We start from the raw sequence: 21782 nt of genomic DNA on the forward strand, positions 1-21782 counted from the left end.
AACAAGATGGCAAATACAGATACAAAAGAGTTTAAATCTGGCTTTGTGACCCTGATCGGGCGTCCGAATGTTGGCAAATCCACTCTGATGAACCACCTGATCGGACAGAAGATTGCGATCACATCTGAGAAGCCGCAGACGACCCGGAACCGTATCCAGACGGTTTACACAGACGAGCGCGGACAGATCATTTTTCTGGACACACCGGGTATCCACAAGGCGAAAAACAAGCTGGGCGAGTACATGGTCAATGTCGCAGAAAATACGTTAAAAGAGGTTGACGTGATTCTCTGGCTGGTAGAGCCGACCACCTTCATTGGGGCAGGCGAGCGTCACATTGCAGAGCAGCTTTCGAAGATCAAGACGCCGGTCATTCTGGTTATTAATAAAATTGATACGGTCAAATCGAAGGAAGAGATTCTGACCTTTATCGCGGCATATAAGGATATTTTGAATTTTGCGGAGATTATCCCGGTTTCGGCTCTCAAAGAGATGAATATCGAGGATGTCAAGAGCAGTATTTTTAAATATCTCCCGGCAGGTCCGCAGTTTTACGATGAGGATACCGTCACCGACCAGCCGATGCGCCAGATCGCAGCGGAGCTGATCCGCGAGAAAGCGCTTCGGATGCTGGACGACGAGATCCCGCACGGCATTGCAGTTGTCATCGACCAGATGAAAGAGCGCCCAAACGGCATCATCGACGTGGATGCAACGATCGTGTGCGAGCGCGATTCCCACAAGGGCATCATCATCGGAAAAGGCGGATCGATGTTAAAACGTATCGGAACCGCTGCCCGGATGGAAATTGAAAATCTGATGGACACGAAGGTCAACCTGAAACTCTGGGTTAAAGTGCGCCGGGAGTGGAGAGACAGCGATATGTATATGAAGAATTACGGATATAACCCGAAAGAAATTTAAGTGAGGGAAGGAAGGGCTGCATGCGAGATTTGATACAGACAACCGGAATGGTGCTTTATGCAGCCCCGGTCGGTGAATTTGATAAACGTCTGATTCTCCTGACGGGAGACCGCGGAAAAATCACAGCATTTGCCCGCGGGGCGAAGCGCACTGGAAGTTTGCTGCGTGCGGCAAGCCGGCCTTTCGCATTTGGAACCTTCACACTTTCTGAGACGCGGGATGCCTACAATCTCTATGGCGCGGAGATCGAAAACTATTTCGAAGGACTTGAACAGGACGTTGAGTGCGCCTGCTACGCCTCCTATTTTGCTGAATTCGCCGAATACTTCGGAAGAGAAGGTCTGGAGGCAAGAGAAATGCTGCGATTACTCTACCAGTCCTTCCGCGCCCTCCTAAAACCCGCACTCCCCAACAAACTTGTACAGCGTATCTTCGAGTTAAAAATCATGGTCATCAACGGCGAATACACCGAAGATCCACCCCTGCGCGCCGGAGACTCCGCACGCTACGCCTGGCAGTACGTCATCTACGCGCCGATCGAGAAGTTGTATACATTTCTTCTGAAAGAAGATGCATTTGCACAATTTGCGGCGAATGTGGAGCGGAATAAGAGGGCGTATGTAGATAAAAGTTTTCACTCATTGGAGATATTGCAGACGATTACATAACATACAACTATCCAGGGAGGAGCTGTTTATATGCCAGAAGCCAAATTCCACCAGAAAATCGCCTGGTTCAATTTCATCTGCTGCCTCATGGTCATCTGGACGCATTCCGGCAACGCGGATCTGTTTTTCCCGGAACTGGGGCAGGACGCACCGTGGTGGCATTTCCAGTACCCGGTCATGCAGGAAATTCTGCGGGTGGACATCCCATGCTTTATCATGCTGTCTGCCTACCTGTTCTACCGGAACTTCACGATGAAGCGGCTGGGAGAAAAATTAAATAAACGTCTGCATTCGCTTCTGGTTCCGTACCTGCTCTGGAATACTATCTACTACGTGGCGTATGTGGCGGCGAGCCGGATTCCGGGACTGCAGACGATCGCCAACCGGACGGATCTGGTGATCACGACGTCCGGGGCATGGCAGGCGATCACCAAGTACACCTTCAATCCGGTGTTCTGGTTCATGTATCAGATCATTTTGCTGGTGCTGCTGGCACCGGTGCTGTATCTGTTTCTGAAAAATATCTGGACCGGCGCGGCATTTCTGCTGGTGCTGCTTGTGGCACTTTTCAAGGGGGTGGCGCTGCCGGAGCTGAATCTGGACGCCCTGATTTATTATTCCTTTGCCGCCTATGCGGCGCTGCACGGGAGAAAATGGGCGGAGGCGGTATGGTCGTGGAAGCGGGCGGCACTGGGGGTGTGCCTGCTGGCAGTGGGAATCGTGCTCAGCAGGAGCTATTATACCCACTATTTTGTGCCGGGAATCGTTCTCTACCAGCTTCTGGCAGTCATCGATATCTGGATGATGGTAAACGAGCGCTGGCTGGGAGAAGTCAGACCGTTTATGACCTGCACCTTTTTTATCTATGCGACGCACTTTGTGGTGGTCCGTTTCCTCAATAAGGCGGCGGCGCTGCTATTTCCGGGCAGCCAGCTGGTTTCGATGTTTATGTATGTGTGCATGCCGCTGCTTGCAGTGACACTCTGTTATCAGGCGGCGCGCGTGTTGCGGAGGTACCGTCCGGACATCTGGAAGACCCTGAATGGGGGACGTTGACAAAAAGCAGGATTTACGGTTGAAAGGCAGGTATCTCTGGAAACGGAAGTGCGAGTATGCGTTTTTTCAGGTCCAAGTCTTGAAAATACATAGAAAAGCAGGTATACTATAAAAACTTGGTTGTAGGAGCATTTTTGCGCTTGGGAGGAAGAGCAATGAAAAAAAGAGGATTTCTTCTGGCAGCGTGTACCGTGGGTGTGATGCTGTCCGGCTGTGGCTCACGGGAAACCGCCTTTTCCCCTTCGGAGAGCTGCGTATATGTGGCAAAAGACGGAGCGCTGTCGAGTGCTCTGGTGGAGCAGACCGGCGGTATTTCGGTCGATGAGAATGAATTAAAGCAGTATTTAGAGACGGCAGTGATTCATTTTAATGAAGAAAAAGGCGCCGGGGCGCTGGCACAGAACCAGAAAAATGCCGAGAGATTGCCGGCAGCATTGAAAAGTGTGAAGGCGGGAAAAGACACGGTGACTGCGATCTTTGATTATGCTTCCTTTGAAGATCTGAAAGCATTCGGAGAGACGAATGACAACGAGGACACCAGCAACTCCCTGACGGCGCTGGAGGCAAAGCCGCTTTCGGAGGCGATTGCCGATGGATGGTTTTCCGAGGGTGAGCTGGTAAAGGCAGATGGAAGCGAAGCCGGAACGGATACGGTTCAAAATGAAAAGAGCGGCATGGCAGTCCGGAGCGAGGGCGGTGCGACGCTGATGGTCGGCGGAAAAGTGCTTTACCGCAGTTCGAATACCGAGTTAAAAGACGATTCAACCGTCAGTCTGCCGGAAACAGGCACGGCTTATGTGATTTTTAAAAGATAAAAAACAGAATGATTGTTAAATTCGTCCATCTGCCAGATATCGAAAGAAGAGGCGGGGACGGGTACAATGATAAATGAATCAGGAGGACAAGACAAATGGAAAAGACGATGGACAAAATCGTGGCGCTCGCAAAATCAAGAGGATTTGTATATCCGGGTTCTGAGATTTACGGCGGCCTTGCCAATACATGGGACTACGGCAATCTGGGCGTAGAACTGAAAAACAATGTAAAACGTGCATGGTGGCAGAAATTTATTCAGGAAAGCCCGTACAACGTAGGTGTAGACTGTGCGATTCTCATGAACTCCCAGACATGGGTGGCATCTGGACATCTGGGCGGCTTCTCTGACCCGCTGATGGACTGCAAGAGCTGTAAAGAGCGTTTCCGTGCAGATAAGCTCATCGAGGACTATATGGCAGAGCACAACATCGAGATCGAGGGTTCCGTAGACGGCTGGTCCCAGGAGCAGATGAAACAGTACATTGATGACAATAACATCTGCTGTCCGAGCTGCGGCAAGCATGATTTCACCGACATTCGTCAGTTTAACCTGATGTTCAAGACTTTCCAGGGAGTTACCGAGGATGCAAAAAACACCGTATATCTGCGTCCGGAGACTGCACAGGGTATCTTTGTAAACTTCAAGAACGTACAGAGAACCTCCCGCAAGAAGATCCCGTTTGGTATCGGTCAGATCGGTAAATCTTTCCGTAACGAGATCACACCGGGTAACTTTACTTTCCGTACCAGAGAGTTCGAGCAGATGGAGCTGGAGTTCTTCTGTGAACCGGGAACCGACCTTGAGTGGTTTGCATACTGGAAACAGCACTGCATCGACTGGCTGCAGACACTTGGCATCAAGCCGGATGAGATGCGCGCGCGCGACCATTCTCCGGAAGAGTTGTGCTTCTACAGCAAGGCGACGACCGATCTGGAATTTCTGTTCCCGTTCGGATGGGGCGAGCTGTGGGGTATCGCAGACCGTACCGATTACGATCTGACCCAGCATCAGAACACCTCCGGTCAGGATATGACCTACTTCGATGATGAGAAGAAGGAGAAATATATCCCGTATGTGATTGAGCCGTCACTGGGTGCTGACCGTGTAACCCTGGCATTCCTGTGTGCTGCATACGATGAGGAAGAGATCGGAGAGGGCGATGTAAGAACCGTTCTTCACTTCCATCCGGCTATCGCACCGGTTAAGATCGGTGTGCTTCCGCTGTCCAAGAAGCTTAACGAGGGAGCAGAGAAGATCTACGCAGAGCTTTCCAAGTACTACAACTGCGAGTTCGACGACAGAGGAAACATTGGTAAGCGTTACCGCCGTCAGGATGAGATCGGTACTCCGTTCTGCATCACTTACGACTTCGAGTCGGAGACCGACCAGGCTGTTACCGTCCGTGACCGTGATACCATGGAACAGGTACGTGTGCCGATCGCCGAGTTAAAGAACTACTTTGAGGATAAGTTCCGTTTCTAATCTTTAAATAAACAAAAAAGCAGAAACCATATTCCAGAAAATAGGAGATGGTTTCTGCTTTTTGTGTTAGAGAGGGCTTGTGACATTTTTGGCATTTTGCAAAGAACGAAATTTATTTTGGGCCAGATTAGGCACTGTTCTGGATAGTCATCTCATTTAATATTCACGAAAATTACAAAAAAATATATATTGATCGAAAAAAAGTTGGAAAGAATTCAAAAAAACTCTTTACTAGACCGCAGTTTATGTTATAATATTCACGATGGCTTTTATCTTTCACATAAATACAAATATGTGAATGTAAAACATAAACGAGTATAGGAGGAAAATACTTATGGCAAAATGGGTTTATATGTTTAGCGAGGGCGACATGACCATGCGTAACCTGCTGGGAGGAAAGGGAGCGAACCTGGCGGAGATGACAAGCATCGGTCTGCCGGTTCCACAGGGATTTACAATCACAACTGAGGCTTGTACCCAGTATTACGAAGATGGTCGCAAGATTAACGACGAGATCATGGCACAGACCATGGAAGGCGTTAAGAAGATGGAAGAGCTCAATGGAAAGAAATTTGGCGATCTGAAGAACCCACTGTTAGTATCGGTTCGTTCCGGTGCGAGAGCATCCATGCCAGGTATGATGGATACCATCTTAAACCTTGGTTTAAATGACGAGGTAGTTGCAGCGATGATCGCAGGCAACCCGGACCCGAAATTTGAGCGATTTGTATATGACTCCTACAGACGTTTCATCCAGATGTTCTCAGATGTCGTTATGGAGGTTGGTAAGAAATACTTCGAGCAGCTCATCGACAAGATGAAAGCAGAAAAAGGCGTTCACTACGACATAGAGCTGACCGCAGCTGACTTAAAGACTCTGGCAGAGCAGTTTAAGGCTGAGTATAAGAAACAGTTAGGTGAGGACTTCCCGTCTGATCCGGTTGTTCAGTTAAAATTAGCGATCGAAGCTGTATTCCGTTCCTGGGACAACCCGCGTGCGAACGTATACAGAAGAGATAATGATATTCCGTATTCCTGGGGTACTGCAGTAAACGTAATGCCGATGGTATTCGGTAACTTAAACGATGAGTCTGGTACAGGTGTTGCATTTACCCGTGACCCGGCAACCGGCGAGAAGAAGCTGATGGGCGAGTTCTTAAAGAACGCACAGGGCGAGGACGTTGTTGCTGGTGTTCGTACTCCGATGCCGATCGCACAGATGGAGCAGGAGTTCCCGGAGGCATATGCAGATTTCATCAAGGTTTGTGATGTGCTTGAGAACCACTACCATGATATGCAGGATATGGAGTTCACCGTAGAGAACAAGAAACTCTACATGTTACAGTGCCGTAACGGTAAGAGAACTGCTCAGGCTGCGCTGCAGATCGCTTGCGACCTGGTAGATGAAGGTCATAAGACAGAGGAAGAAGCAGTCGCTATGATCGACCCGCGTAACCTCGATACACTGCTGCATCCGCAGTTTGACGCTGCTGCATTAAAGGCAGCTACTCCGCTTGGAAAAGGCTTAGGTGCTTCTCCGGGTGCTGCTTGCGGTAAAGTTGTATTCACCGCAGAAGATGCTGAGAAATGGGCTGAGAAGGGCGAGAAAGTTATCTTAGTTCGTCTTGAGACTTCTCCGGAAGATATAACCGGTATGAAGGTTGCTCAGGGTATCTTAACCGTTCGTGGTGGTATGACCTCTCACGCAGCTGTAGTTGCTCGTGGTATGGGTACCTGCTGTGTATCCGGATGCGGCGACATCGCTATGGATGAAGAGAATAAGAAATTCACTTTAGCTGGTAAAGTATTCAACGAGGGAGACTTCATCTCCATCGATGGTACAACCGGTAATATTTACGAAGGTGAGATCAAGACCGTAGATGCTACTATCGCTGGTACATTCGGTCGCGTTATGGCATGGGCTGACAAGTTCAGAAGACTGAAAGTTCGTACAAACGCAGATACACCGGCAGATGCTAAGAAGGCTAGAGAGCTTGGCGCTGAGGGTATCGGTCTTTGCCGTACCGAGCATATGTTCTTCGAGGAAGACAGAATCGCTGCTTTCCGTGAGATGATCTGTGCTGACACTGTAGAAGAGAGAGAAGCAGCTCTGGATAAGATCCTTCCGTATCAGCAGGGCGACTTCGAAGGTCTGTTCGAGGCTCTGGAGGGCAACCCGGTAACTATCCGTTTCCTGGATCCGCCGCTGCATGAGTTCGTTCCGACTGAGGAAGAGGACATCAAGAAACTGGCTGACGCTCAGGGCAAATCTGTAGAGTTCATCAAGAACCTGATTGCTTCCCTGCATGAGTTCAACCCGATGATGGGTCACCGTGGACTTCGTCTGGCAGTTACCTATCCGGAGATCGCTGTTATGCAGACCAAGGCAGTTATCCGTGCAGCTATCAACGTACAGAAAGCTCACGCTGACTGGTCCGTAAAACCGGAGATCATGATTCCGCTCGCTTGCGATGCGAAAGAGTTAAAATATGTAAAAGATATCGTTGTGAAGACCGCTGACGAGGAGATCGCAGCAGCAGGCGTTGATCTGAAGTACGAAGTAGGTACCATGATCGAGATCCCGCGTGCAGCTCTGACCGCTGACGACATCGCAAAAGAGGCTGAATTCTTCTGCTTCGGTACAAACGACTTAACTCAGATGACCTACGGCTTCTCCCGTGATGATGCAGGCAAGTTCCTGAATGCTTACTATGACAAGAAGATCTTCGAGAGCGATCCATTTGCAAAACTGGATCAGACTGGCGTAGGTAAGCTCATGGAGATGGCGATCAAGTTAGGTAAAGCAGAGCGCCCGACCCTTCATGTAGGTATCTGCGGCGAGCACGGCGGCGACCCGTCTTCCGTAGAGTTCTGCCACAAGATTGGTCTTGACTATGTATCCTGCTCACCGTTCCGTGTGCCGATCGCTCGTCTGGCTGCTGCTCAGGCTGCAATCGCTGAGAAATAATCATTTAAGGAAAACCTTGAATAAAATAAATGAGTAGATAAGGACTCCCTTACGAAAGTAAGGGGGTCCTTTTGTATAAATAATCTGTGGCTGTTTATGAAAAAATGGAGTTACTGTTCACGCATGTGTGAACAGTAACAAAATGGATGATGGCAACTTTTTGTGGACATGGTATATTTTGAATGCTATAATAAAAAGTGTAAGAATATAAGGTAAGAGTTAAGAGGGCATTATGGATAAAGTTCCTGTAAATTTTTTACATGGAGCTTTTTTTGATCATATAGGAAATTAAGTCTTATATACGGGGACACCTAAGCGCGGGCCACTGAATCGTAATAAATGGCCGGAAATCAGATGTGAAGAAATAGAAAAGAATAACAGGGATGGAATGAAAATGAAAGGAAAAAGAGTGATCGCAGGTATTCTGCTTGTTGGAATCTTAGCAGTTACCCTGGCAGGGTGCAAAAACACAGGTGAGAATAAAAAAGAAACGGAAAAACCCGTCATCACCCTGGGAAGCGACAGCTATCCACCATACACTTATCTGAATGAGGATGGTGTGCCGACAGGAATTGATGTAGAACTGGCTACAGAAGCGTTCAGAAGAATGGGCTATCAGGTGGAGCCTGTCCAGATCAACTGGGAGAAGAAAAAAGAACTGTTGGAGAGCGGGGAGATCGATTGCATCATGGGCTGTTTTTCCATGGAAGGGCGCCTTGACGAGTACCGCTGGGCCGGACCGTATATAGCAAGCCGTCAGGTGGTTGCTGTAAATGAGAGCAGTGATATCTATAAACTGAGTGACCTGGAGGGAAAGAATCTGGCTGTTCAGTCCACAACCAAACCGGAAGGTATTTTTCTGAACCGGACGGATGAGAGAATCCCAAAGCTGGGCAATCTGATCAGTTTGGGACACAGGGAGCTGATCTATACATTTCTGGGAAAAGGATACGTAGATGCAGTTGCCGCACATGAGGAATCGATTGTCCAGTATATGAAGGATTATGACACAAGCTTTCGTATTCTGGAAGAGCCGCTGATGATCACCGGTATAGGGGTTGCCTTTGCAAAAGAGGATGACCGGGGAATCTGTGAGCAGATGGATCAGACCCTGGAGGAAATGCGTCGGGATGGAACATCCCTGAAAATCATTGAAAAATATCTGGATGATCCGGGAAGGTATCTGGAGGTGGATGAACTTGGATATTAAGGGAAGGACAAAGAAAAAGCAGATAGAAATAGTTGGTATTTTGTTTGGAATCTGTGTGGCGGTAGTTTCCCTGACTTATTTCTTTCATGCGGAAAAAGCGGAAGCAGAAGAAAGAATGGTAGAGATTGTAAACTATGTGAAAGTGCAGTGTTCCACCTATACTCATTATAATGAATCTTCGGAATCCAAAAGCCTTCTCCGTGCCATTGAAAGTGCCAGACAGATGAGTACCAATATTAACATGGAAAGAGAAAACGGTGGTCAGTTAAGCCGGGAGTTTCTAAAAGATAATCTGCAGACTCTCTGGGTGGATGGCATCCTTGTACTGGATGCAGAGGGAAAGACGGTCTGTGAGTATAGCACAAAAGAGTCTCTGACGGATGAGATTACGGAGTATCTGCAAAAAGAAATTATCATGGATTTTACAGGATATGAAGAAAGAAGCTATTCGGAACGGCTTGCCAGGGAAGACGGGTCCCGGATCGACATTGCAGCCTGCGCCAGAAAAGACGCACCGGGTATTGTGGCAATTTACTATTACACATCTCCTGAATTTACCAGAAACTATACTTTGACGATACAAGGGCTTTTAAATGGATATAGTGTCCAGAAAGATGGAACAATTATTGTTGCAGACGATGGGTTCGTTGTTGCCAGTAACGATGAGAGCCTGTTGGGGCAGAATACGGCCGACAATGAGGTTATTCAGGCAATGAAAAAGCACACAGACAGCCAGCATATTTTTCATTTGAAGAATGAAGGAACCGGATGCTACGGAATCATGCTGAAGCAGCGGGATTATTATATTTATGCATATCTTCTGGATGAGGAAGTGTTTCATAACCTTCCATTAAGTGTGGCTGGTGTCATTTTTCTATATTCTTTGATAGTTGGTATATTTTGGTCCTGTATCTTCAGAACCAATCTGGAACATGAGAAACAAGAGCGGGAAAAGGATGAAAAATATAAATCAGAACTTCTGATAGCTGCAAAAAAGGCGGAAGCCGCCAATAGGGCGAAGACGGAATTTTTCCAAAGGATGAGCCATGATATCCGGACTCCGATTAATGGAATCTGCGGTTTACTCAATATGGCAGATCATTGTGCAGATGATATGGAGAAACAGACAGAATACAGAACAAAGGTGAAAGAGGCATCCAATCTGTTGCTGGAGCTGGTAAACGATGTCCTGGATATGAGTAAGCTGGAGGCGGGTGAAGTGATTCTGGAAGAAATTCCATTTGATCTAAGCCGTATTTCCCGGGAAGTACTTGTTGTGATCGAGCAGATGGCTGCAGACCAGAATATCCGGATTGTGTGGGAGAAGAAAGAAATCACACATCGAAAGCTTATTGGAAGTCCAGGACATGTGAAACGTGTGATGATGAATATTCTGTCGAATGCGGTGAAATATAACAGAAAAAACGGATATATCTATATTAGCTGCCGGGAGATTCCATCCGAACAGCCAGAGATGACGACGATAGAATTTGTCTGCCGGGATACCGGAATCGGAATGGCAGAAGAGTTTCAGAAACATATTTTTGAACCGTTTGTACAGGAACACGCAGGAAGCCGCACAAAATTTGCGGGAACGGGTCTGGGAATGTCGATTGCAAAGAAGCTGGTTGAGAAAATGGGTGGAACCATTACCTTTGAAAGTGAAGATGGTGTAGGGACTACCTTTGTGATCCAGGTTCCATTTAAAATAGATCTGAATTCGGATAAATGGGAAGAACAGAAAGATGTATCAGATGGAAAATCTATAAAGGGACTGCATATTCTTCTGGCAGAAGATAATGAGCTGAACATGGAAATTGCTGAATTTATGCTTCAGAATGAAGGTGCTGTCGTGACCAAGGCATGGAATGGGCAGGAAGCTGTGGATCAATTCAAAAAAAGTGAGTTAGGTGAATTTGATGCGATCCTCATGGATATCATGATGCCGGTCACGAATGGTTATGAAGCAACGAAGATGATCCGGTCTCTGGAGAGAGAGGATGCTAAGACGATACCGATCATTGCAATGACAGCAAATGCGTTCACGGAGGACAGAATAAGAGCAAAAGAAGCGGGAATGGATGAACATATTTCTAAGCCTGTTGATGCAAAATTACTGGTAAAGGTAATTTATGAACTAGCGGAACACAGTTTTAGGGGGATTCGTAATGAAAAAGGAAAAAAGAAATAAGTTACTTGCTGTATTCCTGGTGATGGTAATGGCCATATTACTTTTATCAGGCTGCGGCGGGAAAAGAGCGGAAAAAGAAGATGCAGAAACCATCACGGTGTATTTATGGAGCACAAACCTGTATGAAAAATATGCACCCTATATTCAGGAACAGCTTCCGGATATTAACATTGAATTTGTAGTAGGAAATAATGATCTGGATTTTTATAAGTTTCTTGATGAAAATGGAGGATTGCCGGATATTATAACCTGTTGTCGTTTTTCACTGCATGATGCAAGTTCGCTGAAAGACAGCCTGATGGATCTTTCCACAACCAATGCGGCAGGTGCTGTCTATGATACATATCTAAACAATTTTAGGAACGAGGATGGCAGCATAAACTGGCTTCCGGTGTGTGCGGATGCCCATGGCTTTGTAGTGAACAAAGATCTTTTTGAAAAATATGATATCCCGTTGCCAACAGACTATGAAAGCTTTGTCTCTGCCTGCGAGGCATTTGATAAGGTGGGAATCCGAGGGTTTACCGCAGACTATTATTATGACTATACCTGTATGGAGACACTGCAGGGCCTGTCGGCGTCAGAACTTTCTTCTGCCGACGGACGCAGATGGCGCACCACCTACAGTGACCCGGATCATACAGTGAAAGAAGGTCTGGACAATACCGTCTGGCCGGCGGCTTTTGAACGGATGGAGCGGTTTATCCGGGATACAGGATTGAACCGGGATGATTTGGATTTGAACTATGATAATGTGGTTGAGTTGTTCAAAAGTGGTAAGCTTGCCATGTACTTTGGAAGCTCTTCCGGTGTTAAAATGTTTCAGGATCAGGGCATTCACACAACATTTCTGCCATTCTTTCAAGAGAATGGAGAAAAATGGCTGATGACGACACCCTATTTTCAAGTGGCTTTAAACCGTGATCTGGCACAGGATGAAACACGACGGAAGAAAGCCATGAAGGTATTGGATACAATGCTTTCAGAGGATGCTCAGAACCAGATCCTTTATGATGGTCAGGATCTCTTAAGCTACAGCCAGGATGTGGATATCCATCTTACAGAATATCTGAAAGATGTGAAACCTGTGATCGAAGAAAATCACATGTATATCCGTATTGCGTCAAATGACTTCTTCTCTATTTCCAAGGATGTAGTATCTAAGATGATCGCAGGAGAATACGATGCAGGGCAGGCTTATCAGTCCTTTAACACCCAGCTTCTGAATCAGCAGACTATCTCCGAGGATATCCTGCTGGATTCACAGAAATTCTATTCCAATCGTTTCCATGCCAGTGGAGGTAATGCAGCCTATTCGGTTATGGCAAATACGCTGCGCGGTGTCTACGGGACGGATGTGCTGATCGCCACCGGAAACAGCTTTACCGGAAACGTGCTGAAAGCCGGGTATACGAAAAAAATGGCGGGCAGCATGATCATGCCAAATGGTCTTTTGGCTTACAGCAGTAAGATGAGTGGGGCAGAGCTGAAAGAGACTGTCAGAAATTTTGTGGAAGGCTATGAGGGAGGCTTTATTCCCTTTAACAGCGGTTCTCTACCTGTAGTCAGCGGTATTTCTGTGGAGATCAGGGAAACGGATGATGGTTATACATTGAGCAAAGTTATGAAGGATGGAAAGAAAGTTCAAGACAATGATATGTTCACGGTAACCTGCCTGACGATACCTAAACACATGGAGAATTATCCGGTAGAGGATAATATTGTGTTTGATAGGGGAGATACTTCTGTGAAGGATACCTGGATAGGATATATTTCAGATGGTGATGCCGTTCTTGCAGAGCCTGAAGACTATGTGGCTCTGAGGTGAGAAAAATGGATATTAAGAATCATAATACAGACAAAAAGAAACTTGTCAATAGAAAACAATTCAAGGCAGCTGTCGTTATAGCTGTTTTTCTTGGAATCGTATTGACGGTTTCCCGATATTTTAAATTTGTGTCGAAAACGGTATATGAGGAAAGTGTGTCTCATCTGACAGAGATTTTTCATCAGTCTGATAATATGCTGCGGGAACTGACAGACAAGAATCTGACCTATCTTCATATGTGGGGAGAGAATCTGCAGAACACCTCCAATGAAGACGAAATTCGTGATTATATAGAGAAAGCACAGGAAGATGCCGGCTTTTTAGAATTCTTTTTTCTGTCAGCTGACGGAAACTATAAGAAGGTAACAGGTGAAACAGGGTATCTTGGATTACAGGGAAATATGGAAGAGGAGCTCCGACAGGGAAGTGATGTGATAACAAATGCAGCAGTTCCTGGAAAAGCCCAGCTGCTTGTTTTTGCAACTCCCAAGGCCTATGGAAGTTATCAGGGATTTGAATATGATGCGATTGCCATTGCCTATGAGAATTCTGATATCGTAAATGTACTGGATATCTCTGCTTTCGACGGAAATGCCCAGAACTATGTGATTCATCCGGATGGTCGTGTTGTGGTGGAGCATTCTTCTGGGTCATGGGGGAGAGTGTATAATTTCTTCGGTGTTCTGAGAGAGCATTCTGATATGTCTGAAAGAGAGATCAATGAGCTTTCGGAGAAGTTTAAAGAAGGACGTACCGATGCGAAGCTGGTAAAGCTTGATGGAAGGAGCTATTATCTGGTCTATGAAAAATCAGATATCAAGGATTGGATGTTTCTGGGACTTGTCCCGGCGGATATCGTGAATGCCAGTATGAATAGCCTGCAGTTTAATACAATGCTTCTCGTGGGAGGAGTCGTGCTCTGTATTGCCGCTTTACTTATCAGTTTTATTGTTCAAAAAGGCAGAACAAACCTCAGGAAAAAGGATACGGAGATCCTGTATAGAGACGAATTGTTTCAGAAGCTGTCAATGAATGTAGATGATGTTTTTCTGATGCTGGATGCTAGAACATATCAGGCAGATTACGTCAGCCCGAATGCGGAAAAATTGTTGGGGATTACGGTAGAAGAGATCCGTAAGGATATTCATGTTTTGGGAAAATTGCATTCTGAAAATCCGAAAGAACCGGATAAAAATTATCTGGAGAGAATCCGGGTTCATGAACAGAAAGAATGGGAGTTTGAATACGTTCATTATAAATCAGGAGAGCAGCGCTGGTTTCATAATGTTGCAATGTGCAGCGAGGTAAACGGAAAAAGAAAATATATCTTGGTTATGTCGGATCGTACCTCTGACAGGAAAATGAATCAGGCACTTTCTGAGGCAGTCCGTGCTGCGGAGACAGCAAACCGGGCCAAGAGTACGTTTCTTTCCAATATGTCTCACGATATCCGGACACCCATGAATGCGATCATCGGTTTTACCACACTGGCTGTAAGTAATATTGATGATAAGGAAAGAGTCCGGGATTATCTGGGTAAGATTCTTTCATCCAGCAACCACCTGCTCTCACTGATCAACGATATACTGGATATGAGCCGGATTGAGAGTGGAAAAATCCATCTGGAAGAAACAGAGGTCAGCCTGTCGGATGTGCTTCATGACCTGAAGACGATCATTGGTGGGCAGATCCATGCGAAGCAGCTGGAGCTTTATATGGATGCAATGGATGTGACTAATGAGGATATCTATTGTGATAAGACGCGTCTGAACCAGGTACTGTTGAATCTTTTGTCCAATGCGGTTAAGTTTACACCTGCTGGTGGAACCGTTTCAGTCCGGCTCAAACAGTGTCCGGGGACGCAAAGCGGCAGTGCGCTGTACGAGATCCGGGTAAAGGATAACGGAATCGGTATGAGCCAGGAATTTGTACAGAAGCTCTTTTCTCCTTTTGAGAGGGAGCGGACTTCCACGGTCACCAGGACTCAGGGTACCGGACTTGGCATGGCTATTACCAAGAACATTGTGAATATGATGGGCGGAACTATCGAGGTTCAGACAGAATATGGCAAGGGAACTGAATTTATTGTCCGCCTGCCATTCCGGATTCAGCCTGAGCATCACCATGTAGAGAAGATCGCAGAGCTGGAAGGTCTTAAGGCACTGGTTGTAGATGACGATTTTAATACCTGTGACAGTGTGACAAAGATGCTTGTCAAGGTTGGAATGCGTTCAGAATGGACTCTTTCCGGTAAGGAGGCTGTTCTCCGGGCGCGGCAGTCTATGGAACTGGGGGATGCATTCCATGCGTATATCATTGACTGGTGTCTGCCGGATATGAATGGCATTGAAGTTACCCGTCAGATCCGCAGTCTGGGTGACCATACGCCAATCATTATCCTGACGGCTTATGACTGGTCAGATATCGAAGTGGAGGCCAGAGCGGCAGGGGTTACAGCATTCTGTTCGAAACCTATGTTTATGTCAGATATCAGAGAGACCTTGATGACAGCTATCGGTCAGAGGCAGGCTGAGCAAGAGGATAATATTCTCCCGGCAGCAGGTTCAGATTTCAAGGGCAGATGTATATTGCTTGTGGAAGACAATGAACTGAACCGTGAAATTGCGGTGGAGATCCTGAATGAATATGGCTTTCTGGTTGACACTGCCGAAAATGGAGCAGAGGCAGTGGAGAAGGTAGAAAAATCGAAACCGGGCGGTTATGATCTTGTGTTGATGGATGTGCAGATGCCTGTCATGAACGGGTATGAGGCCACAAAGCGGATTCGTGCCCTGGATGATCCGGCACAGGCGGGAATCACTATTCTTGCCATGACTGCCAATGCTTTTGATGAAGACAGGAAGGAAGCGCTGGAATACGGTATGAATGGATTTCTATCCAAGCCAATTGTTGTAGAGGAATTAATTGATGCATTGCAAAAAAATCTTTCATAGAGGGGATACAGGAAGCAATGGCAAAAGTAACGGAAGTATATGAGTTAACCATTTGAGAAGTTAAGAAGGGATTGCATTAAGTAATGTGGCATGTTGCTAATTGACAAATTCATCTTTTCTAAGTATCGTATATACGTGTACAATAGTACGTATGATTTGAATGTGGAGTAAATATGACCGAAAAACATAGTTATGAGATTATCGTCCTGGATCTGGACGGAACCTTAACAAACAGAGATAAGGTGATTACGCCAAAGACGAAGCAGCGTCTGATGGAGCTTCAGGAGCGCGGAAAGAAGATTGTACTGGCGTCCGGGCGTCCGACGCCGGGAGTGCTGCCGCTTGCGAGAGAGCTGGAGCTGGCAAAATACGGCAGTTATATTCTGTCGTTTAATGGAGGCAGGATCACGAACTGCAAAACCGGCGAGATCATATTCAGCCGTTCCCTGCCGCAGGAGGCAAATCAGAAGATTATACGCTTGGCCGAGGAGGAACAGGTGGGGCTTTTGAGTTACGATGAGGCGGGGGCAAAGCTTCTGACGAACCAGAGTGACAGTCCCTATGCGAAGTTGGAAGCGCGGATCAACGGCATGGAGTTAGTACAGGTGGACGACATAGAAGCTGCGATCACGTATCCGGTACCGAAATACCTGATGATGGAGGATGGAGACTACCTGGCGATGGTCGAGCCGCGCGTCAAGGCGGCGATGGGGAAGAATTTCAGCGTTTACCGTTCGGAGCCGTTTTTCCTGGAGGTGCTTCCGAGGGGCATCGATAAAGCACAGTCGTTAGAGCGCCTTCTTTCTCACATCGGGCTTTCGCGTGAGCAGATGATTGCCTGTGGGGACGGCTATAACGACCTCACGATGATTCAGTATGCCGGATTAGGCGTAGCGATGGAGAATGCGGTGCTTCCGGTGCGGAAAGCTGCAGACTTTATTACCTATTCCAACAACGACGACGGTGTGGCTCATGTGGTGGAGAAGTTTATGCTGTAGAAGATTTGACAGATTCGCATAAATGTATATTGCGTGAACAGATGAAAAATAAAATATTCATAAAAATAGGCAAGATACTAGACTTTAAAACTTTAATATGTTAATATAAGAAAAACGGAAAAATGAATATATTTTCGGAGTACATATTAAAAAGGGGTGCCTTGCATTATGAATAAAAAACTGAAAACCGAAGCTGTGGATCATCTGTTCCAGGCGATTCTGACACTGAAAAATACCGACGAATGCTATAGCTTTTTCGAGGATGTATGCACAGTTAATGAACTTTTATCATTTTCCCAGAGATATGAAGTAGCGAAGATGCTGCGCGAGAAGAAGACATATCTGGAGATCGCGGACAAGACCGGCGCATCGACAGCGACGATCAGCCGTGTCAACCGTTCTTTAAATTACGGAAGCGACGGATATGATATGGTATTTGCGCGTGTGAAAGAGCAGGAAGAGGCGGAGAAAACGGAAGCGTAAGACGAAGTAGGAATATACGCACGATAGATAAAGCGCGTACTTTCATAGGTGTAGCAAACCAACCTGCCAAAGATGGACAAATTTGGCTTGGGGTGGAATTGTCCCAGGAGCCGGCAGCTGGTTGAATGAAAGATAAAAAGAAATGAAAGAAAAAAGACATTGAAAGAATTTCCACAAGGGGAAGTGATTCCAGTGTCTTTTTTATCGTGTATGGTACAATGGGTTGAAATTTTTGTTGTTTAGCCTATTTTTGAGTGTGGCGGTACAGCGGAAGTGCTGCCTATTTCTTCTTCTTCGGATTCACCGGCGTCTCCTGCCGGAGCTGTTCCGCCAGGATTTCAATCATCTGTTTTTTCAGATAGACATCAAACGCCAGCTCACTGATAAAGGCGAACAGCTGTAAATACTCGCGGTCTTCACAGTCATAGTCCTTGAATGTCTGGCTGGCGGCGTCAAATTTTGCCATGACGTCTTCCTGCAAGCGCTTGCGCTGCCCTTTTTCCAGCGAAAAGATTTCGTTGTAAAGCTCTTCTAATTCCGGGCTGGAACCATGGGAAAAGTGGTGCTCGCTGATGGGCGAGAAGAGCTGCTCAATATCTCGAAAGGATATCACATTTTTAAAATAATAAATCAGAATCAGCATCAGCAGATGATTCTTGGAGTAGCGTTTTTTGACGGGCGGCGGCAGCAGGTTATTTTTGGCATAGTTATTGATCATGGTTTTGGTCAGGATCTTATCCTCGCTCAGCCATTTGGAAGTGTTCAGGTGGCTGTCCATGAAGGTCGTGACCTGATCCATATATAAATCAATACCGGGAATCTCCGACGGATGCACCCGGGTCAGACTATCAACATAAGCCAGCAGATCCTGCAGGCGTTCTTCGTTCGATTTCATGTATGTACCTCGCTGCGTTGAAATTCGAAAGCTGCGAAACAGGGAGGCGATTTTGGCGCTTCCGCTGTCATGAACTCTCTATGTGATATTATATAGTTTTGAAAACCAGATAGCAAGGAGAAATTTAAAATCAATGAAAATTCCGTGACATCCAAGAGAAAATAGATTATACTAGAGCGTATTCGAACATACTTTTTGTCATTAAAAATAGATTATATAAGAGGATAGAAGGGAACGAAATATATATGAGCAAATACGACACACTTAACCCGATGCAGCGGGAGGCGGTTTTTCACACGGAGGGACCACTCCTGGTTCTGGCAGGCGCCGGTTCAGGAAAGACGCGCGTCCTGACACACCGGATTGCGTATTTAATCGAGGAAAAACGGGTGGCGCCGTGGAATATCATGGCGATCACATTTACCAATAAAGCGGCGGCGGAGATGCGCGAGCGTGTGGATAAGATTGTGGGGGAAGGCGCGGAGGCGATCTGGGTCAGCACTTTCCATTCGAGCTGCGTTCGGATTCTGCGCCGGTTTATCGACCGTCTGGGATATGACACGAATTTTACTATCTATGACGGCGACGACCAGAAAACGCTGATGAAGCAGGTGCTCAAGAAAATGCAGGCGGATCCGAAGCAGTTTAAGGAGCGGGCGGTGCTGTCACGGATTTCTGCGGCGAAAAATGACCGGATCACGGCGGATGAGTTCGAGCAGCAGGCGGGAGCGGACTTCCGGGAGAAAAAGATTGCTCAGATTTACCGGGAATACCAGAAAGAACTCAAGAAGAATAATGCCCTGGATTTCGACGATCTGCTGGTGAAAACGGTAGAACTTTTTGAGGCAAACGCGGATGTGCTGGAATATTATCAGGATAAATTCCGGTATATCATGGTGGACGAGTACCAGGACACGAACCTTGTACAGTTTAAGCTGGTCGATCTGCTGGCAAAGAAGTACAGAAATATCTGTGTGGTAGGTGATGATGACCAGTCGATCTACAAATTCCGCGGCGCAAATATCGAAAATATTTTAAGTTTTGAGAAAGCATTTCCGGGCGCACGTGTTATCAAGCTGGAGCAGAACTACCGTTCCACCCAGAGCATCCTGAACGCGGCAAATGAGGTGATCCGCCACAACCGCGGCAGAAAGGACAAGACGCTGTGGACGGCGAATGACGAGGGACCGAAGGTGCGCTTCCGTCAGTATGACACGGCATACGAGGAGGCAGACGCCATTATCCGTGATATTGAGCGTGAGAAAGAAGAGAAAAATGCGGAATATTCGGATTTTGCCGTGCTGTACCGTACCAATGCACAGTCGCGTCTTCTGGAGGAAAAATGTATTTATTACAGCATTCCGTACCGGCTGGTCGGTGGCGTCAATTTCTATCAACGCAAGGAAATCAAGGATATTCTCTGCTATTTAAAGACGATTGCGAATGGGCGTGATGATCTGGCGGTTCAGCGTGTTATCAATGTGCCGAAGCGCGGCATCGGTGCGACCTCGATCGGAAAAGTGACGATCTATGCGTCTGCCAATGGCATGAGCTTTTATGATGCGCTGCTGCGCGTGCGCGGCGTGCCGACGATCGGCAAGGCGGCGGATAAGATCGAGAAGTTTACGGAGCAGATCGAAAACTTCCGGTCGCGGCTTTCGGCCCTTTCGATCCCGGAACTTATCGAGGCGATTCTGGAAGAGACGGGATATAAGAAGGATCTGGAGGCGGAAGGCGAGATCGAGGGAGAAACACGTCTGCAGAACGTGGAAGAGCTGGTTAATAAGGCGACCGGCTATATGAGCACGGCGGAGGAACCGACGCTGGACGGATTTTTGGAGGAGGTTGCGCTGGTAGCGGATGTAGATAGTCTGGACGAATCCGAAAACAGGATTGTCCTGATGACTTTGCACGGCGCAAAAGGTCTGGAATTTCCGTATGTCTATTTAAGCGGCATGGAGGACGGGCTGTTTCCGAGCAGCATGTCCATCTTTTCGGATGATAAGGACGCCATCGAAGAAGAACGGCGTCTCTGCTATGTCGGAATCACCCGTGCGGAGAAAGAACTGACGCTGACGGCGGCGAGACAGCGCATGGTCAATGGAGAAACGCGGTTTGCGAAGGTCAGCCGCTTCATCGAGGAGATTCCGCCGCAGCTTCTGGACGAGGAAGAGCAGCCGACCGTCTTTGAACGGACTGCCGGTATGAGCCGGGGCAGACGCGGATTTGAAGATTCGGGGACTTCTGGCTGGACAACGGGCAGCTTTGGTGTATCTGGCGCGGGAGACGGCGATCGGGTGCGGATTGGCGGAATGTCTGGAAAACACCCTCTTTCAGAGAACGATGCCGTCTGGGAGCGCGGCGCAGCCCGGATGAGCGGCTGGGGCGGTGTGAATGGTTCCGGAAGTGCTGGTTCTAGCCGCACGCTGGATCCATATAAGAGCGCTTATAGTTCCAGCAGCCGTCCAGCCAGCCCGGCACCGTCATTTGGCAAGGCATTTACGGTCCAGAAGGTCGACCATCTTTCCTACGGCGAGGGCGACCGAGTCCGCCACCTCAAATTTGGCGAGGGAACGGTGCAGAAGATCGCGGACGGCGGCAAGGATTTTGAGGTGACGGTTAATTTTGACCGCGTGGGCGTGAAAAAAATGTTTGCTTCATTTGCAAAACTGGTGAAATGTTAGACCGTGTTTGCCGTATTGTTACGGTACACGTATGCGAAAACAGTAATGCCGTATTAAAACATTTTCGCCAGATCCAATAAAAAATATAGTAAAATCGGCTGAGAGATGGTATAATAAAATCAAGAATTGCGGATCAAAACGCGGGAAAGGATGTGGAGTGTATGAATAAATTTGATATGATGAGCAAAGATGCGCTCTCCAGAGTAGAAGAGATCATGAATGCAACCAAACTGAATGAATTCCTTCACAGAAAAGAAGAAGAGGAGAAACAGAAAAACTGTATTCTCTGGATTTTAGCCATTATCGGTATTGTAGCAGCAGTTGCAGCGATTGCATACGGCGTATATCGTTTCTTTACTCCAGATTATCTGGAAGATTTCGAGGACGACTTCGATGATGATTTCGACGACGATTTCTTCGAGGATGAGAGCGACGAGAAAGAAAAGAAAGACTGATTGTGATAATTTAGTCAATGAATCAGAATAAATACTGCGCGGAACCGGAAAATCGGTTTCACGCAGTATTTTTTATGCCATAGGAAAGTTTGTAGATAAGTTTGTATTTTTTATATCTTGGAAAAAGAAAAAAATTCCTGTATACTATAAAGATATGAATTAGAACCGC

General features: G+C 46.9%; 15 protein-coding genes. 14 read left to right on the forward strand and 1 reads right to left on the reverse strand.

Annotation, left to right across the window (positions count from 1 at the left end; genetic code table 11):
* Positions 1-6 precede the first annotated feature (6 nt).
* From era to DWZ45_RS02400, 12 genes are all read left to right on the forward strand, one after another.
* Entirely contained in the window at positions 7-924 is a 918-nt protein-coding gene (era, locus tag DWZ45_RS02345; protein WP_022359739.1) for a GTPase Era, read from the forward strand.
* Positions 925-944: 20 nt separating this feature from the next.
* Positions 945-1592: a DNA repair protein RecO gene (recO, locus tag DWZ45_RS02350; protein ID WP_022359740.1), complete on the forward strand. Its 648-nt coding sequence runs from the start codon at positions 945-947 to the stop codon at positions 1590-1592.
* A 30-nt stretch (positions 1593-1622) separates the two neighbouring features.
* Positions 1623-2648: an acyltransferase gene (locus DWZ45_RS02355; protein WP_118467420.1), complete on the forward strand. Its 1026-nt coding sequence runs from the start codon at positions 1623-1625 to the stop codon at positions 2646-2648.
* Between the two features lie 155 nt (positions 2649-2803).
* Positions 2804-3463 (forward strand): hypothetical protein, encoded by a 660-nt coding sequence (locus DWZ45_RS02360; protein WP_107001586.1) that lies wholly within the window; start codon positions 2804-2806, stop codon positions 3461-3463.
* 95 nt (positions 3464-3558) lie between these two features.
* Positions 3559-4947, forward strand: coding sequence for a glycine--tRNA ligase (locus tag DWZ45_RS02365; protein WP_107001585.1), 1389 nt, complete (start codon positions 3559-3561; stop codon positions 4945-4947).
* A gap of 334 nt (positions 4948-5281) precedes the next feature.
* Positions 5282-7915, forward strand: a complete 2634-nt coding sequence (gene ppdK, locus DWZ45_RS02370; RefSeq protein WP_107001584.1) for a pyruvate, phosphate dikinase — start codon at positions 5282-5284, stop codon at positions 7913-7915.
* 394 nt (positions 7916-8309) lie between these two features.
* A complete protein-coding gene (locus DWZ45_RS02375; protein ID WP_107001673.1) occupies positions 8310-9125 on the forward strand; it encodes an ABC transporter substrate-binding protein in 816 nt (271 codons plus the stop codon).
* On the forward strand, positions 9109-11316 hold the full coding sequence (locus DWZ45_RS02380) for an ATP-binding protein (RefSeq protein WP_118467422.1): 2208 nt from the start codon (positions 9109-9111) through the stop codon (positions 11314-11316). The genes DWZ45_RS02375 and DWZ45_RS02380 overlap by 17 nt, the downstream gene beginning before the upstream one ends.
* A complete protein-coding gene (locus DWZ45_RS02385; protein ID WP_107001582.1) occupies positions 11294-13144 on the forward strand; it encodes an ABC transporter substrate-binding protein in 1851 nt (616 codons plus the stop codon). Before DWZ45_RS02380 ends, DWZ45_RS02385 begins: the two co-directional genes overlap by 23 nt.
* Positions 13145-13149: 5 nt before the next feature.
* Positions 13150-16098, forward strand: a complete 2949-nt coding sequence (locus DWZ45_RS02390; protein WP_107001581.1) for a PAS domain-containing hybrid sensor histidine kinase/response regulator — start codon at positions 13150-13152, stop codon at positions 16096-16098.
* Positions 16099-16271: 173 nt separating this feature from the next.
* The gene (locus DWZ45_RS02395; protein ID WP_118467424.1) at positions 16272-17096 is read left to right on the forward strand and encodes a Cof-type HAD-IIB family hydrolase; all 825 of its coding nucleotides are present in this window, start codon (positions 16272-16274) and stop codon (positions 17094-17096) included.
* 168 nt (positions 17097-17264) lie between these two features.
* Positions 17265-17579 carry a YerC/YecD family TrpR-related protein gene (locus DWZ45_RS02400; RefSeq protein WP_022359748.1) on the forward strand — a complete coding sequence of 105 codons (315 nt, stop codon included), beginning with the start codon at positions 17265-17267 and terminating at the stop codon, positions 17577-17579.
* Between the two features lie 280 nt (positions 17580-17859).
* Here the strand turns inward: DWZ45_RS02400 and DWZ45_RS02405 are convergent, their stop codons facing one another.
* Positions 17860-18474, reverse strand: coding sequence for a DUF1836 domain-containing protein (locus DWZ45_RS02405; RefSeq protein ID WP_118467426.1), 615 nt, complete (start codon positions 18472-18474; stop codon positions 17860-17862).
* 245 nt (positions 18475-18719) lie between these two features.
* On the opposite strand from DWZ45_RS02405, the gene DWZ45_RS02410 reads away from it, so the two are divergent.
* Positions 18720-21158: a UvrD-helicase domain-containing protein gene (locus tag DWZ45_RS02410; RefSeq protein WP_118467428.1), complete on the forward strand. Its 2439-nt coding sequence runs from the start codon at positions 18720-18722 to the stop codon at positions 21156-21158.
* 161 nt (positions 21159-21319) lie between these two features.
* Positions 21320-21613 (forward strand): hypothetical protein, encoded by a 294-nt coding sequence (locus tag DWZ45_RS02415; RefSeq protein ID WP_022359751.1) that lies wholly within the window; start codon positions 21320-21322, stop codon positions 21611-21613.
* The last annotated feature ends 169 nt before the right edge of the window (positions 21614-21782 follow it).

It is taken from the genome of Clostridium sp. AF32-7AC (genome assembly GCF_003477925.1).
Taxonomy (GTDB): domain Bacteria; phylum Bacillota; class Clostridia; order Lachnospirales; family Lachnospiraceae; genus Otoolea; species Otoolea fessa.